The organism is Nocardia sp. NPDC059236 (genome assembly GCF_042754085.1).
Taxonomy (GTDB): Bacteria; Actinomycetota; Actinomycetes; order Mycobacteriales; family Mycobacteriaceae; genus Nocardia.
Genome location: NZ_JBHZAF010000006.1, coordinates 330,402 through 345,212, shown reverse-complemented (window position 1 = coordinate 345,212; position 14,811 = coordinate 330,402). Strand labels below are relative to the sequence as shown.

Genomic DNA, 14,811 nt, shown 5'->3' with positions numbered 1-14,811 from the left:
GCGGCGGGTCGCACCTCGGCCTCGTCGCCGACGGGCGAGAACCGAGAAGATCTTCGGACATGGAAACCTCTCGAATGCGATACATAGCTTGCACGACAAGCGATTTCGCTCTCGCTATACCGCATACACCCATGTATGGGATCCGATCCGGCCGCCGCATGTTCGGGATGATCCGACTGCCCGCATCGATGCGATCCGCGAGAGGCCCGGCGTACGGTCGAGCCTACCCGTCCGCCTCGCCGCCGGGCGCTATTGCCGGAAGTTCCGGGCGGGACGAATCTCCCACTGCGGAAGGGATATCCGCGTACCGACGCTGTCATCACACCGCGCCCCGGGGGTAGCTGTGCGTCCCGCTCGCGCCGCTCCGATGCGGGCGGCGACGGGTCCGTTCCGCGAGTGCGGTGCGAAGCCCGCGGCGGCCCGGGGACGAATCGACACCGTGCTCGGGGAGCGAGCCGAATCTTCTTTCCGAGCAGGTCTCGGGAGCGTCATCGGAGGTGGCGGTCAGGAAGGCGTCCGGAAGGGCGAGCTTGTTGATCGTGCGCAGAGCAAGCAGGTACTGCCGCGGCAGTGGCCCGGTGGTGTAGGGCAGGTCGTATTTGTCGCAGAGGGCGCGGACCCGCTGAGCGATCTCGGGATAGCGGTTGCTGGGCAGGTCGGGAAACAGGTGATGTTCGATCTGGTGGGACAGGTGCCCGCTCAGAAAGGCCAGCACCGGTCCGGCATCGAAGTTCGCGGTGCCCAGCATCTGCCGCAGATACCATTCCGGCTTGGTCTCGTGCTCGATCGCGGCGGACGTGAACTTCTCTGCGCCATCGGGGAAATGACCGCAGAAAATCACGACATAGGCCCACAGATTGCGCAACGTGTTGGCGGCCGTGTTCGCGGCGAGGGTGCGACGCCAGCGCCGTCCGCTCAGCGCCGGGAAGAGCAGATAGTCCTTCCCCGTCTGCCGGCCGATCTTGCGGATCAACTCCCTGGTGTGCGTAGTCTTCTCGGCTCCGGTCGCCGCGCGATCACGTTCGGAGTACAGGCCATGCAGGGCGATCCCCCACTCGAAAGTTACTGCTAGAAAAAGGTTTTGCAGGGGCTGCACCAGCAGTCGCGCCCGCCACGGCTGGTCGCGAGTCACCCGCATCACGCCGAAGCCGATATCGTCGTCGATGCCGAGCACATTCGTGAACACGTGATGGCGGTAGTTGTGCGAGTACCGCCACTGCGACGACACACCGGCCATGTCCCACTCCCATGTGCTGGAATGGATTTCCGGATCGTTCATCCAGTCCCATTGGCCGTGGCACACATTGTGGCCGATCTCCATGTTCTCGATACTCTTCGCGCCCGCCAGCGCAACGACACCCAGCGCCACGCCGAGATTCGTTCTGCTACAGGCGATGACGAGACGTGATCCCAGGTCGAGGATGCGTTGAAACGCGATTGTCCGACGGATGTAGGCCGCGTCTCGGGCGCCGAGCCGCTCCTCGATGTCGCGGCGGATCGCGTCGAGCTCCCGGCTGAGCGCCTCGACATCCGCCGCGGTCAAGTGCGCGTAGACCGCGACCTGCGTAATCGCCATTCGCCATGCCCCCTGTTCGCCGGGGCAGCTGCCTCGGACAAGCCATCAACCTTGCGACGATGCCGGTCTTCTTCCCAGCTTAGATTGCTACTACAGACTATGTCTACGACGTAGAATGACAGCGTAGGTATTCCACTCCGATGCAGAGGCGCTGAAGCGATGAATCGAACCAGAGCCGGCCCGACCGGCGCCCACGCCCACCCGGCGAATCGGACGAACACCCGGAACGACCCCCTGACCCGAGACGCGATGCTGACCGCCGCGCTCGAGATCATCGACCGCGACAGCGTCGAGCGGCTCTCGATGCGACGTCTCGGGCAGGCGCTCGGCCGGGACCCGATGGTCCTCTACCGACATGCCGCGAACAAGGCCGCACTTCTCGACGGGGTCGCCGAGCTCGTGCTCGCACAGTTGACCGTCGACCCCACCGACTCCGACTGGCGCCACCAATTACGCAGTGTCGCACGCGATTTCCGCAAGCTTGCCGTCGCTCACCCGAACACCGTGTCGCTGCTGGTCACCCTTCCCCTGGCCACGCCACTGGCACTACGGCCCCTGGGCACCCTGCGGCCGCTGGAACACATCCTCGAATTGCTCACCCGAGCCGACTTCAGCGGCGCCGACGCGCTGCACATTTATCGCGCGCTGTTCGGATTCCTGAACGGGCACATCCTCAACGAACTCCAGGAACTCGTCGAACACCCCGAGGAAACCGACGATCTGCTGCGCCTGGGTCTGTATCACCTCCCGATCGGCGAATTCCCCCTGCTGCGCGGTCTCGCCTCGGACCTGGCCGGTTACGACGGCGCGACCGAGCTCGAACGCGGCCTCGACATCCTGCTCACCGGCCTCACCACCACCATGTCCGCGGCCGCGACCCGGCCGGGAAGGAAGCGTGGAGGATGACACCGCAACACAACGCAGATCGACCGGCAGGGCCGGCCCACCAGCTGCGGCTCGCGCTCGACACCGGCGGCACCGGGGCCGTCGACGGATTCTGGTGGCCGCACAGTCGCGACCTCGCCACCGAGCTTCCGGACCTGCTCACAGCGCTCACCCGTCGGCTCGGTCCGATCCATCGAGTGATCCACCACCTCTGCGAATGGGCCGCCGCACCGAGCACACTCGACTTCGACGGGCGGCAGGTACGGCTCGATGGCTACCGGCGCATGCCCGCCCGCATCCTCGAGGTTCACGGTGCCGACATCGGCACCCGGCTCATCCTTCGTGTCATCACCCCGGTCGAGAACATCGACATGGTCGCCGTACAACAGCGTTGGGAATCCGAGGGCGGGGCGCAGGCGGATGTCAACGCCTGGGATCGGGCAGCGTCGCAGTGAGACCGGTCAGCAGGATATCGAGGCCACGTTCGAGCTCGGCGGCGCCGTCGTAGGCGGCCAGGACCGGCGCGAGTCCCCGCACCAGCGGGAACTCCGCGAGCGGAAGGCGATACAGTCCCAGGCGCAGCACCTCGTCGGTCTCCTCGGGTCGCTCCACGATCTCCTGCAGCTCGTTGAGCACATGCCCGTAGAGAAATCCGAACAGGGCGCGGTAGACATGCAGCGCGTCGGCGCCGGAAAACCCTGCGCGGGTGAGCAGTTCGAGGATGTCCTCCAGGGGACGAACCACCGACGCCGGGCGCAGGCCCAGCGGGGTGGCCAGTGGCCGGGTCACCAGCAGCGGAACCACCCGCGGATGAGCCAATGCCAGCTGACGGAAATCCCGTGCGACGACCCGTAATTGGCCGATCCAATCGGTGTCCTCGGTATCGACCGACAGCTGTGCGAACACGATCTCGGCGACGCCGTCGAGCACCGCGGCCTTGCTCGCCACGTGCCGGTATATGACCATCGGATCACGCCCCACAGCTTCGGCCAGGCGTCGCATCGACAACCCGTCGACGCCGTCACGATCGATCAGCTCGAGCGCTGCGGTCAACACCACAGCCCGGGTGACCGTGCCGCCACCGCGGGCGACGATGCTCGGATCCGACTGCCGGTTCGCGGATCGGGTGGGCTTGCGACCGGCAGGGCGTTCGGCCATGCGGGAGATCCTCCATTCCCATCGGAGTATCCGATCGCTCGATCGTAGACAGACACCGTTGACATTGCGACGCAAACCGCGCCTCCGAGCGGCGGGCGCGCGCTTCGGTCCAGGTCGGCGGTATCTCCGCGGATTACCGGCGCGAGGGTGCTCTACACCGCGCCGCCTGCCGCATCTGCTCGTCGGCGCGATGGACCGGGGTGTCGAACGGGATGACGAGCAGGGTCAGTTGGCTGCCGTCCGTTCCGATCAGTCGCATGACGGCGGGCGGCTGGTCGATACCGGGGCCGCGCAGCTCGACGCCGTCGTCGTGATCGATGCGGCGTTGGGCCAGACTCCGTGCATTCCAGTCGAATCCGATGCGGGCTATCGACCCCATGCGCGGAGTGACGGCGCTGATCAGATCGTGCAGTTCGGCAGTGAGGTTGGCGGTCCAGGGCCACCATGCGCCGTCGACGTCGCCGGTGGCGGCGCCGCGCTCCTGCAACATCAGCCGGGGGGTGCGGGTCGGCGTCGGGAAAGGCTGGGCGCGGCCGGGAACAACACCGACGAACGGGCGTATCGCACCTACAAAGGGGATCATGAGCTGGGGCCTGCTTCCGGGAAGGTGGCCATCGAGCCGTTCACGGGGCCGATGGGCTCGGCGAGGACGCGGTTGGGCGCCCGCACCGCGCCCCCCGCAACCATCGGCGGCTGAACCGCGGCATACGGTGCCGCGGACGCGGTTTCGCGGGCCAGGAAGGCGCTGACCTCACCGATCGCGCTCATCAGCGGCGCCGGGAAGACCACGGTCGTGTTCTTGTCGACTCCCAGTTCGATGAGGGTCTGCAGATTGCGCAGTTGCAGCGCCAGCGGGTGCGCCATCATCGTGTCGGACGCGTCGCCGAGCGCCGCTGCCGCCAGCGATTCGCCCTCGGCGGCAATGATTTTCGCTCGCTTCTCCCGCTCGGCCTCGGCCTGGCGGGCCATCGCCCGCTGCATCGTCTGGGGCAACTGGATGTCCTTGAGCTCGACCAGGGTGACTTCGACACCCCATTCCAGGGTGGTGATGTCGAGGATCTGGCGGATGTCGACATTGATGGTGTCGGTCTCGGCCAGCGCCTGATCGAGCGTATGCCGGCCGACCACCTTACGCAGCGTGGTCTGGGCGATCTGATCGATTGCCGCATAAACGTTTTCGATCGCGACGACCGACTTCTCGACGTCGACGACCCGGAAGTACGCGACGGCGGAGATGTCGACGCTGACGTTGTCACGGGTGATGATGCCCTGCGACTGGATCGGCATGGTGATGATGCGCAACGACACCTTCCGCAGCCGATCGATCACCGGGACGATGAAGTTCAGCCCAGGTTCGCGGACGGCGATCACCCGCCCGAGCCGGAACAGCACACCCTTCTCGTACTGGGTCACCACTCGAATCGACAGGGCCAGCACGATCAGGACCGCCACGAGTACGACGATCGCGGCACCGAGTACGTTCACGACTCCTCCTCACAAGATGAGCGTCACATCCCAGCGTAGGCCGCTTCTACAGCTCATGTCTACGTCGTAGACAGCCAGAGTTGACACACCGCATCGCAAACCTCGGAAGGCTGCTGACCATGCATCCGCTGCGAACGTGCGGCACCCGCTCGTGAAGCGCGATGTTTCCGCGTCCCTCGACATCACCGTCCACGCCCAGCCACAATCCACTGACACCGACGCCCCTCGGCCGAATCTTCGCGTGGGCGTCGATCACTCGATGTCGTGCACGCCCGGCCGGGGAGGCCGGGCGACGGCCGCCCTCAGCGTGGTGTGCGCGATATCCGGATCGGCGGTCGATGCGATCACTTGCAGGACGAGCATGTCGTCAGCGCCGCTGAGGACGTACATGGTGTTGCCCAGCTCGAAGGAAAAGGCGTCGAGTTGGATCTGCACGCCGTCGATGGCGATGCGCCCGGGCGCGGGCAGCCAGCTCCGCTGGTCGTAGACGATGCGGTGTACCGGGCCAAGCCGGACCGCGAGTACCGCCAGCAGATCGGGCAGTTCGGTGACGAGGTCCGTGGATCGGGGCCACCACGCACCGTCGAGGTATTCCGCGGGCCGGTCCTTCGGCCTCAGTTCGAGGCGGGGCGTGTACCCGGGCCCGGCGCGATGGTGGGCGAGATGACGGTGGATGCGCAGCTGTTTCATGGCAGAACTCCTGATTCAGCGCCCGGGAGCCGGCCCCCGGCCACGCCGTATTCGTACCTCCAGTAGACGCCGGTCACGCGATGGTGTCAACGATGTAGGTCTACAAATCAGACCGACGGTGTTCGGCGTAGGCTGATCACATCGGCGGTGTATCGCATCCGGTCGTATCCAGACCGTTTCGGCAGCTGATTCTCGGAGAACCGGCCCGTTCGAGGCCGAGACAGGACGACGTCACACCATGACGACGCAAATGACCCGCACACCACAGCCGACCCGCGCCGATATCGACGGCCGACCAGGGCTGGGTGAACCCACTCCACGCGTGTTGCTGAAACCCGCAGCCCCGAAGACCGGGTACGTCGACGGAGCCTGGTGGCCCTACACCGGCGATCTCGTCACCGAGCTCCCCGGCCTGATCACCATCCTCGCGGCGCGCCTCGGCTCGGTCCTGCGAGTGGAGTACTACCTGATCGACTGGGACACACCGACCGGCCCGCTCACCGTCGCCGGGCAGCCGGTAAGGCTGGACTGGCACGGCTACACCCCGGCGCACACGGTCGAACTGACCGGCACGCCGCGCCACCGCAGGCTCGTCCTGCTGGTGGTGCCGCCCGAGACCGCTCCGAGCGACGCGTGCTCGGCGATGGACTCCGCGGCCGCAGCGAACAGCAACCCAACCGTGGACGGACTACTCCGACTCGGCATTCGCCGCCGCCGGGAACGCGCCGGAAGGAAGGCCGCGGCCCTCCACTGGGCCGCTCACACCACATCACCGAACTGATGCCCACGAGCAAACTGCGGGTCACTGGCGGAATCGCGTTCGAGCCGGGACGCTGCAGCGGCCGACGGCGATGCGAAGGGCCGCCGCTTCGCCGTGTCCGGCCGGTGCAGGTACGAGTTGGCCGGTAGGCTCGAGCGGTCCACTCGTCCGATGTGAAGGGGCCGGCCAATGGCAACAGGCACTGTAAAATTCTTCAACGCCGACAAGGGATTCGGGTTCATTACGCAGGATGCGGGTGGACCGGACGTATTCGTCCACTTCAGCGCGATCCAGTCCACTGGGTACAAGTCGCTGCAGGAGAACGACCGGGTCGAGTACGACGTGGTGCAGGGGGCGAAAGGACCACAGGCAGAAAACGTCGTGGTCGTGACGGGGTAGTAGTTCCCGGCCGCGGGCGTGGCCGGCAACGCCATGTTCGCGGCATTCCAGAGGTTCGGGTTGCCGATCACCCACGACCGAACCGACGAGCACACTGGAGAGAAGATCTGCCGGGGCTCCGCCATTGCGGAACGCAGCCCTTCATCGGTTGTGCCCGCACATGAATCAAGCCCCCGACCTGTGCGATCGAAGGCTTGCCGAGTATTTGGACGACGCGGAGGAACTCAACTCGGCCCCCAGCTATAGATCCAGGAACTTCCCCACGTCGCAGGAACACCATAACGGTGCGCGCACCCGGCCGCCATCAACTATGTCCAGCCCCACACCCGGGTCGGCGGGGCGCAGCCGCTGGGGTCCGCGCCGAGGGCCACTATCGGCTTGGTGAATCCCTCGTGCTGCAGTTGGGTACGACGGGGGGGCCGCTACTTCGGCGGTTTGAGGGTCGCCCAAGTGATCGCGGCCCCGATCATCGAGATGATCCCCAGGCCGCCGAAGACCTCGGCGGCGGCGGTGTACGCCAGCGAGAAGGTCGCGACCCCGAGAATCAAAAGCAGAAATCCGACCACCGCCAGTGATTGGACGGCAGACAGCTGGTTTCGCGTCATTTCGATCCTGCCGAAGTCTGGGTCATACCGATCCTGTCGAAGTCATTGAGCGCCAAGCCGTCTGTGATCCTCGCACGGGCCGGCAGGCGACGTCGCCGGATTCGCCGCGGCTGAATGGATGGAAACCAACGACGGTGGTTCAATCGTTTGCCGCGGCAGGCGTGCGGGAATCGAGGGTGGCGCCAGTATCGTTCGGGGATGCGCGATTTCGGGGCTGGGTTCACATATTTTGTGCGGGGGCAGCGGTGGGTGGCTCGGCGGCCGCGGGAGTTCGGGTTCGGGATCGTGCCGGCGCTGGTGACGTTGGTGTTGTACGTAGGGGCGTTGATCGCGGTGATGGCGTGGGGTGGAGATCTGACCGAGACAGTGACGCCGTTTGCGGATCACTGGCCGAGTCCGTGGGCGGGGTTGTTTCGCGGGGCGTTGAGCATCGCGCTGGTCGCGCTTGCGGTGTTGGCTGCCGTACTGACGTTCACCGCCGTGACTTTGGTGATCGGGGCGCCCTTCTATGACGTGATCTCGCAGCGGGTTGATCGGTCGGTCTCGCCGGATGGGATTGCGCCGGAGTCTGGGCTTTCCTGGTGGCGGGAGTTGTGGGTGTCGGTTCGTGACAGTGTTCGGATTCTGGTGCGGGCCATGGTGTGGGCTGTGCTGTTGTTCGTGCTGGGGTTCGTCCCCGTCGTCGGTCAGACTGTGATTCCGGTTGTCGCGGTGTTCGTCACCGGGTTCTTCCTCACGCAGGAGCTCACCTCGGTTGCACTCCAGCGACGCACGGTTCACCTGCGCGAGCAGCTGGCTCTGCTGCGCGCCCGCAAAGGCTTGGCATGGGGCTTCGGCGTTCCTCTCGGGCTGGCCTTTCTGGTGCCGCTGGTCGCGGTATTCCTCATGCCGGGTGCCGTCGCGGGCGCCACTCTCCTGACCCGCGAACTAATGCACGAACCGAACCGCCTCGCCGAAAACCGCGCTGACGTCTGAGCGAACCGACTCGCAGCAGCCGCGCAGGTGTTCGAACCTGACTCGGAAGCCGGCTGCGCGCAACGCCGGAGTCGGGATGGCGTTATCGGGCGAGGGCGAAGGTCAGGGATGCTGCGGCGAAGGCGAAGTACATTGCGGGGAAAGCGATGTTGTGGAGCACCCGGGCGCGGATGTGGACGACGATTGCGGCGATGAAGTAGAGGACCAGGCCGAGAGCGGCGGCGATGCCGAGGGGGCGGGCGCCGAGGAGGCCGAGTAGGAGGCCGAGGGCGCCGGCGGCTTTCGCGGTGCCGGCGAGGGGGATCCAGGACGCGGGGAAGTTCACCTCGGCCGAATTGGCCAGGACGAACTTTGCCCGGGCGAAGTCGGCGACGGCCATTCCACCGTTGATTGCGATCGTGACGAGGGTGATTACCAGATAGGCGATGGACACCCAACGATGCTGGCCGACCGCGACTTTCCGCGTCCAATACCTGCATCTATAACCTGATGGCATGGATGTGGACACGCGGTTGCTGCGGTATTTCGCGGCAGTGGCCCGGGAAGGGAATCTGACCCGCGCGGCAGAGGGGTTGTTCGTGTCGCAGCCGGCGCTGACCAAGCAGATCAAGCAGTTGGAGAACCAGCTCGGGGTGCGGCTGTTCACGCGGTCGAAATCCGGTATGGCACTGACGGAATCGGGGCGGGCGCTCGCGCAGTGGGCGCCGGAGGTACTGACCAGCTGGGATCGGGCGCTGACCGAGACGATGAGCGCCGCGAGCGCGGCGGCGCGCGTGCTGCGGGTCGGGTTCATCGCGGGCGGGGCCAATGAGGCCACCCAGCTCATCATCGCGGATTTCGTCCGCCGCCGTCCGGAATGGCGTATCGAGATGCGGCAGGCGGCCTGGTCGAACCCGACTGCGGGGCTGGCCGCCGGGGAGGTCGATGTCGCGTTGCTGCGGTTGCCATTTCCCGGTCAGGAGCGGTTCCGGGTGGAGTTGCTGCTGACCGAACCGCGTTGGGTCGCGCTACGCGCCTCGCACCCGCTCGCCACCCGCGAAGTGATCCCGTTCCGTGAACTATGGGACGAGCCGTTCGTGGCGGCCCCGCCGGAAACAGGTGCGTGGCGCGACTATTGGCTGGCGGCCGACGAGCGCGACGAACATCCGGTGCGGATCGGCGCGGTCACCGAACACCCCGACGATTGGCTGATCTGCATCGCCAACGGTGACGGGATCGCCCTCGCGCCCGAATCCGCGGCACGCTTCTACACGCGTCCCGGCATCGTCTACCGCCCGGTCAGCGGGGTGAGCCCGAGCCGGGCCGGCGTGGCCTGGCGGCCCGGCGCGGACACCGATCCGGTCGTACAGGACTTCGTCCGCAGCTGCCTCGATCACCGGCAGACGCCGCCCGCGAGCACCGCGTGAAAACCGGCACAGGCCCGGCGGATTGCCGGGCCTGAGCCGGTTTCCCTTGGAGCCGAGTCGGATCGGACCCGGTCGGCTCGTTCGGGCGCTGATGTGCGCCAACGCACATCGACCCGGACCGGTCAGTTGGCGGAGGCGGGGAAGGCCTGAGCTTCGGCGAAGGCGGCCATATCGACCTGACGGCGGGCATTGGACAGTGCGGTGATGGTGCAGACGCCGAGCTCGCCACTGCGGTCGTAGAGAGTCGCCGTGGAGACGGCAATGCCGTTCGAGGAGACGTGGTCTCGGGCTTGAAGACCCAGTTCCACCCCCTCGGGAAGGCGGGACAGCGTCATGGTGACATCGGTGTTGATGTAGCCGACGCCCTCGGTACCCCAGTTGCAGACGAGGTTGGTGGAGTCGCTCACGAAGGCCGCGCGCTCGAACGGGGTGATGAGCACACCCTCGATGAGGGACGGGACGTTGTTCCAGGCCGCCTTCCGGTGCGGATTGACGCCGGAGGCGAAATCGTGGGTCCAGTCGAAGGATCCGGACTTGAACAGCGGCGGGCTGCCCTCGGGGCCGTCGAGCCGGGCCGCGGGGGCGGGGAGGTCCTGGGCGGGCTGCCAGATCCGGCCCGGCGGCTCGGCGGTGGCGACCAGGAATTGCACGGTGGCGCGGGCACGCACGCGATCGTGCTGGACGATGGCGGCATCGGCCACCCGGATTCGATTGCCGTCGCGGACGATCGAGCTGCGCAGTTCGATGGGCTCGTTCAGGACCGGACTGAACAGGTCGACGGTGAAGCGGGCGGGCACGAAATCGGGTCCGGGGCGGTGCGTTTCGAGCTCGTGGGCCAGCAGGCCGCAGACGGCGGTGCCCGCGAGTTGCCCCGACGACCAGGCGCTGACCGCCATCCGAGTCGCCGTGAAGCGACCGTTCTCGTGGGTGAAGAACGCGGCCATGGTGCCTCCCCTACCGGTTGATGAGCTCCCGAATTAGAACACGTTGCAGAAACGGGAGGGAAGACCCACGTCCCAATCAGCGGATGATCAGTTCACCCACGGCGGATTGACGACGGTGCCGTCGAGCAGCTCGCCGGTGAAACCGACGGGCGCGTTGACGAGCACTTCGGCGGTCCGGTCATCCGGATTGTCCAGGCGGATGGTGGATCCGGCCGGAGCCACCGCCGCGTCACCGGGTGCCAGCCGCGCGGCCTCGCCGTCGATGGTCAGCGTGATCGAGCCCGCGAGCAGGACGAACGCCTCCTCACGGAGCACGCGGTGCGGGACACCCTGGGTGCCGGGCGCGACCTCCAGCCGCCACAGGCATAGTTCGCTGCTGCCGGTGCTGGGGCGGACCAGCGGGGTGAAGCGGGAGCCGTGCATTTCGTGGGACTGGGCGTCGGCGGCGTGGATTACAGGCATTGCCATCTCCTTTAGTCAAGCGGCTTGACTATATAGTCAAGCTTGTTGACTTCTTTGTCAAGTGCCAAGATTCCAGACATGCCCGGATACGCACAGGACCTGCCGCTGCTACTGCTCGCGGCCGCCGCGGAGGTCACCGACGCCATCAACGCCGGGTGCGTCGCGGCCGGATTCACCGACATCCGGCCCACCCACGGCTTCGCCTTCGTGCGCATGGCGCCGAACGGCGCGACGGTCGGCGAGATCGCCGACCATCTCGGGGTGACCAAGCAGGCCGCCAGCCAGCTGGTCGAGGAACTCGTCAAAAAGGGCTACGCACAACGCAATCCGCATCCGCACGACGCGCGCGCCAAGCTCGTCACACTCACCGAACGCGGCTGGGCGTGCACCCGCGCCGCCGACGCCGCCGCGGCCCGCTTCACCGAGCGGTGGGCCGCCACGCTGGGACCGGCGGCCACGGTCGAACTGCGCAATGCCCTCACGCGAGTCGTCACACCCGGCCGGGTGCGCCCGTCGGCCTGGTGACGAATTCCACTACCGCTCAGCCGAGTTCGAGGGAGGTCGCACCGTAGACCCGCTCCCGGTGATACGCCCGGACGGGCCCGGTGTACATCCGCGCGGTCTCGAAGCTCGGGGTCAACCCGGCCGCCTCCATCAACCGCACCGCGGGCTCGTTGACGAGCGGGACATCCACCGCCAGCGGCATACCCGCCGCGTGGGCGGCGAGTGCGGCCAGCAGCTGATGCGCGTCGCCGGGGGTGTCGGCGAACAGTGGGCCCACCCGTAGCGAATCCCGGGCCGGACGCAGGGTGGCGTAGCCGGTGACCGTGCCGTCGACAATGCGGGCGAAGGTCCGATGCCCCGGCTCGGCGAGCCAGGCGCTGAGGAACACCGGCCGATCCGCGGGATAGCACGCCGAGTCGTACGGTTGCAGCGCCGCGAAATCCGCCGGCGCGAGCGCGGTGACCGTGTCATCCGGCAGCGGCAGGCGCGGCACGCCCACGAATCGCGCACTGCTGTAGGCGAGTTCGAACCCGCTGCGCCGATAGTTGTCCTGCTGCGCGGGAACTCCGTCGAGCCCGACGACCCGCTCCCCCGCGTGCTTCAGCCCGGCTTCCCAGGTGACCAGGCCGAACCCGCGCCCGCGCAGGTCCGGGCGCACCAGATAGAAACCCAGGAACGCGTAGTCGTCGCCATAGTTGACCACCGAGACCGCGGTGGCGGGCTCCCCGTTCACCCGCCCGAGCAGGAACCCGTCGGGATCCTGCGCGAAGAACGCGGTGACATCACGCAGCCCCGGGTTCCACCCCTCGGCGGCGGCCCACTCCACCACGGTGGCCCATTCCGCCGGGGTGGCGCGGGCAATGACCAGACCATCGATACGCACGGCATCCGGCATGCGACCACGGTAACCGCAAAAGCTCTGCGACTCGCGGAGATTCGAGGACACGGCGGCATGCCCTCGATCCCGGCGGAGCGCCCGGCGAGCCGGCCCCGGCGCTCCGGTAGGGTCGAGGAGACATGGCCCGCGACCTGCGGGGTTGCGCGGAGTTCGAGGAAGACATGGCCGACTACGCACACTCCGATCACGCCAGCCGCAGCCGGGAGGAGAAGGCCCGGCGGCTGGCGGCCTATCTCTGGGCGCGCGGCATCAGCGGACCCGAACTGCTGGAACTGCCCGCCGCACAACGGCGAAAGCTGGCGCGGGCGGCCGACACCAATCCGCCCAGCACCGATGAGACCTGGCAGGTGGTGGCCGGGCTGCTCGGCGAGAAGGACGCCTGGGCCGAGCGCAATCCCGGGCATCCGCAGGCCCGCCGGGAGCGGTTGGACGAGAAGATCCTCTGGGTGAAACCGCCGGTCAAACCCTGGGAGTAGGAACGCCCGGAAACCCTTGACAGCAAGAAATGAACCGGGGTTCACTGCTTGAGTGTCCCCCGACTACGAGAACCACTCCGGCACCCGCCCGGCTGCCTGGCGCGACGATCTGACCGGCGGTGACGACTCGCTGTTCGCGGGCCGCCCGGAACCGGTGAACGAATACACCGGCCGCACGCTGACCTACGAGGTGACCGGCCGCATCGCCCGCATCACCTTCAACCGGCCCGAACGCGGCAATGCCATCACCGCCGACACCCCGATCGAGCTGGCCGCCGCCGTCGAGCGGGCCGATCTGGATCCGCGCGTGCACGTCATCGTGGTGAGCGGGCGCGGCAAGGGCTTCTGTGGCGGCTACGACCTGTCGATCTTCGCCGAGAACAACCACGGGGCCGGCACCGTTGCCCCGGCCGAGGGCGCCCAGCCGACCGAGGGCACCGTGCTCGACCCGATCGTGCAGGCGCGCAATCACAATCCCTGGGGCACTTGGGATCCCATGGTCGACTACGCCATGATGTCGCGTTTCAACCGCGGCTTCGCCAGCCTGCTGCACGCCAACAAGCCGACCGTCGCCAAGGTGCACGGCTTCGCCATCGCCGGCGGCACCGATATCGCACTGTTCGCCGACCAGATCATCTGCGCCGAGGACGCCCGCTTCGGCTACCCACCCACCCGGACCTGGGGTATTCCGGCCGCGGGCATGTGGGCGCACCGGGTCGGCGACCAGCGCGCCAAGCGACTGCTGTTCACCGGCGACAGCCTCAGCGGCAAGCAGGCGCTGGAGTGGGGCCTGGCAATCGAGGCACCGCCGGCCGCCGAGCTGGACGAACGCACCGAGGAACTGCTGGAACGCATTTCGCGGGTGCCGATCAATCAGCTGGTGATGGCGAAGCTGGCGCTCAACAGTGCGCTACTCAATCAGGGCGTGGCGAACTCCGGCATGGTCAGCACCGTGTTCGACGGCATCTCGCGGCACACCCGCGAGGGTTACGCCTTCCAATTGCGTTCGGCCACCGCCGGTTTCCGCGAGGCCGTCCGTGAGCGCGACGAACCGTTCGGCGACTGGAAGCGCGCCCAGTTCGAGCGGCCCGAGGACTAGGCGATGCCCTCCACGTCGGTGCGCTCGACCTCGGCGACGACCCGTTCGGCCAGCGAGCGCAGCGCGGCCGCCTCCTCGGTAGTCATCTCGTCGATGAACAGCCGCCGCACCAGCTCCACGTGATTGGGGGCGGCGGCCTCGAGCGCCCGGCGTCCGGCATCGGTCAGCCGCACCTCCCGGCCGCGGGCGTCGTCGACGGCCTGGCAGCGATCGACCAGGCCGCGGGTCGCCATCCGCGACAGATGCTTGGACAGGCGGCTCTTGTCCCAGCAGATCTCCGCGCCGAGTTCTTTGGCGCGCAGCTGGCCACCGGCCGCGGACAGCGCGACCAGCACCTCGTAGTCGGAGGTCGACAGTCCGTCCTGGGCCAGCCCGGCGGCGAGGGCGGCGTCCAGGCGTTGCCGCATGCGAATGTAGGCCTGCCAGGTCGTCTGTTCCGCATCGGTCAGCCAGCGAGTCATGGCATCCATAGTATCGGCGAATAGTTGA

Annotated in this window: 20 protein-coding genes; 9 read left to right on the top strand and 11 right to left on the bottom strand. The window is 67.3% G+C overall.

The annotated features are described in order from the left end of the window. Window positions 1-319 precede the first annotated feature (319 nt). Window positions 320-1,576, bottom strand: a complete 1,257-nt coding sequence (locus tag ACFXIV_RS18640; RefSeq protein ID WP_379400862.1) for a fatty acid desaturase family protein — start codon at window positions 1,574-1,576, stop codon at window positions 320-322. A gap of 159 nt (window positions 1,577-1,735) precedes the next feature. On the opposite strand from ACFXIV_RS18640, the gene ACFXIV_RS18635 reads away from it, so the two are divergent. Continuing rightward, a complete protein-coding gene (locus ACFXIV_RS18635) occupies window positions 1,736-2,482 on the top strand; it encodes a TetR/AcrR family transcriptional regulator C-terminal domain-containing protein (protein WP_379400861.1) in 747 nt (248 codons plus the stop codon). Continuing rightward, entirely contained in the window at window positions 2,479-2,916 is a 438-nt protein-coding gene (locus ACFXIV_RS18630; RefSeq protein WP_379400860.1) for a DUF5994 family protein, read from the top strand. Before ACFXIV_RS18635 ends, ACFXIV_RS18630 begins: the two co-directional genes overlap by 4 nt. On the opposite strand, the gene ACFXIV_RS18625 is transcribed toward ACFXIV_RS18630, so the two are convergent. The 4 genes from ACFXIV_RS18625 to ACFXIV_RS18610 all read right to left on the bottom strand — a co-directional run bounded on the left by ACFXIV_RS18625 (window position 2,885) and on the right by ACFXIV_RS18610 (window position 5,794). Continuing rightward, window positions 2,885-3,619: a TetR/AcrR family transcriptional regulator C-terminal domain-containing protein gene (locus ACFXIV_RS18625; protein ID WP_379400859.1), complete on the bottom strand. Its 735-nt coding sequence runs from the start codon at window positions 3,617-3,619 to the stop codon at window positions 2,885-2,887. The genes ACFXIV_RS18630 and ACFXIV_RS18625 overlap by 32 nt on opposite strands. A gap of 133 nt (window positions 3,620-3,752) precedes the next feature. Then, window positions 3,753-4,202, bottom strand: a complete 450-nt coding sequence (locus ACFXIV_RS18620; RefSeq protein WP_379400858.1) for a DUF5994 family protein — start codon at window positions 4,200-4,202, stop codon at window positions 3,753-3,755. Beyond that, window positions 4,199-5,104 carry an SPFH domain-containing protein gene (locus tag ACFXIV_RS18615; protein WP_379400857.1) on the bottom strand — a complete coding sequence of 302 codons (906 nt, stop codon included), beginning with the start codon at window positions 5,102-5,104 and terminating at the stop codon, window positions 4,199-4,201. Before ACFXIV_RS18615 ends, ACFXIV_RS18620 begins: the two co-directional genes overlap by 4 nt. A 252-nt stretch (window positions 5,105-5,356) precedes the next feature. Then, the gene (locus ACFXIV_RS18610) at window positions 5,357-5,794 is read right to left on the bottom strand and encodes a DUF5994 family protein (protein WP_379400856.1); all 438 of its coding nucleotides are present in this window, start codon (window positions 5,792-5,794) and stop codon (window positions 5,357-5,359) included. Window positions 5,795-6,044: 250 nt separating this feature from the next. On the opposite strand from ACFXIV_RS18610, the gene ACFXIV_RS18605 reads away from it, so the two are divergent. Both ACFXIV_RS18605 and ACFXIV_RS18600 read left to right on the top strand, forming a co-directional pair. After that, a complete protein-coding gene (locus ACFXIV_RS18605) occupies window positions 6,045-6,575 on the top strand; it encodes a DUF5994 family protein (RefSeq protein ID WP_379400855.1) in 531 nt (176 codons plus the stop codon). 168 nt (window positions 6,576-6,743) lie between these two features. After that, complete coding sequence (locus ACFXIV_RS18600) at window positions 6,744-6,953, top strand: cold-shock protein (protein WP_379388808.1); 210 nt, start codon at window positions 6,744-6,746, stop codon at window positions 6,951-6,953. 422 nt (window positions 6,954-7,375) lie between these two features. Here ACFXIV_RS18600 and ACFXIV_RS18595 read toward each other — a convergent pair whose 3' ends face one another. Further along, a complete protein-coding gene (locus ACFXIV_RS18595) occupies window positions 7,376-7,558 on the bottom strand; it encodes a hypothetical protein (RefSeq protein WP_379400854.1) in 183 nt (60 codons plus the stop codon). Window positions 7,559-7,756: 198 nt separating this feature from the next. On the opposite strand from ACFXIV_RS18595, the gene ACFXIV_RS18590 reads away from it, so the two are divergent. Next, a complete protein-coding gene (locus ACFXIV_RS18590) occupies window positions 7,757-8,533 on the top strand; it encodes an EI24 domain-containing protein (protein ID WP_379421298.1) in 777 nt (258 codons plus the stop codon). Between the two features lie 82 nt (window positions 8,534-8,615). On the opposite strand, the gene ACFXIV_RS18585 is transcribed toward ACFXIV_RS18590, so the two are convergent. After that, the gene (locus ACFXIV_RS18585) at window positions 8,616-8,966 is read right to left on the bottom strand and encodes a DoxX family protein (RefSeq protein ID WP_379400852.1); all 351 of its coding nucleotides are present in this window, start codon (window positions 8,964-8,966) and stop codon (window positions 8,616-8,618) included. A 61-nt stretch (window positions 8,967-9,027) separates the two neighbouring features. Here ACFXIV_RS18585 and ACFXIV_RS18580 point away from each other — a divergent pair, with 61 nt between their 5' ends. Next, the gene (locus ACFXIV_RS18580) at window positions 9,028-9,939 is read left to right on the top strand and encodes a LysR family transcriptional regulator (RefSeq protein WP_379400851.1); all 912 of its coding nucleotides are present in this window, start codon (window positions 9,028-9,030) and stop codon (window positions 9,937-9,939) included. A 122-nt stretch (window positions 9,940-10,061) separates the two neighbouring features. Here ACFXIV_RS18580 and ACFXIV_RS18575 read toward each other — a convergent pair whose 3' ends face one another. Both ACFXIV_RS18575 and ACFXIV_RS18570 read right to left on the bottom strand, forming a co-directional pair. Beyond that, window positions 10,062-10,883: a thioesterase family protein gene (locus ACFXIV_RS18575; protein ID WP_379400850.1), complete on the bottom strand. Its 822-nt coding sequence runs from the start codon at window positions 10,881-10,883 to the stop codon at window positions 10,062-10,064. 87 nt (window positions 10,884-10,970) lie between these two features. Further along, a complete protein-coding gene (locus ACFXIV_RS18570) occupies window positions 10,971-11,345 on the bottom strand; it encodes a cupin domain-containing protein (protein ID WP_379400849.1) in 375 nt (124 codons plus the stop codon). A 78-nt stretch (window positions 11,346-11,423) separates the two neighbouring features. Between ACFXIV_RS18570 and ACFXIV_RS18565 the strand changes: the two genes are divergently transcribed. After that, a complete protein-coding gene (locus tag ACFXIV_RS18565; RefSeq protein ID WP_379400848.1) occupies window positions 11,424-11,870 on the top strand; it encodes a MarR family winged helix-turn-helix transcriptional regulator in 447 nt (148 codons plus the stop codon). Window positions 11,871-11,886: 16 nt separating this feature from the next. Here the strand turns inward: ACFXIV_RS18565 and ACFXIV_RS18560 are convergent, their stop codons facing one another. After that, on the bottom strand, window positions 11,887-12,744 hold the full coding sequence (locus ACFXIV_RS18560) for a GNAT family N-acetyltransferase (protein WP_379400846.1): 858 nt from the start codon (window positions 12,742-12,744) through the stop codon (window positions 11,887-11,889). Window positions 12,745-12,908: 164 nt separating this feature from the next. Here ACFXIV_RS18560 and ACFXIV_RS18555 point away from each other — a divergent pair, with 164 nt between their 5' ends. Together ACFXIV_RS18555 and ACFXIV_RS18550 are read left to right on the top strand one after the other, a co-directional pair. Then, entirely contained in the window at window positions 12,909-13,223 is a 315-nt protein-coding gene (locus ACFXIV_RS18555) for a hypothetical protein (protein ID WP_357010865.1), read from the top strand. A gap of 52 nt (window positions 13,224-13,275) precedes the next feature. Continuing rightward, window positions 13,276-14,322, top strand: a complete 1,047-nt coding sequence (locus ACFXIV_RS18550; protein ID WP_379400845.1) for a crotonase/enoyl-CoA hydratase family protein — start codon at window positions 13,276-13,278, stop codon at window positions 14,320-14,322. Here ACFXIV_RS18550 and ACFXIV_RS18545 read toward each other — a convergent pair. Next, a complete protein-coding gene (locus tag ACFXIV_RS18545) occupies window positions 14,319-14,783 on the bottom strand; it encodes a MarR family winged helix-turn-helix transcriptional regulator (protein ID WP_379400844.1) in 465 nt (154 codons plus the stop codon). The two genes, ACFXIV_RS18550 and ACFXIV_RS18545, sit on opposite strands and share 4 nt — an antisense overlap. Between the last annotated feature and the right edge of the window lie 28 nt (window positions 14,784-14,811).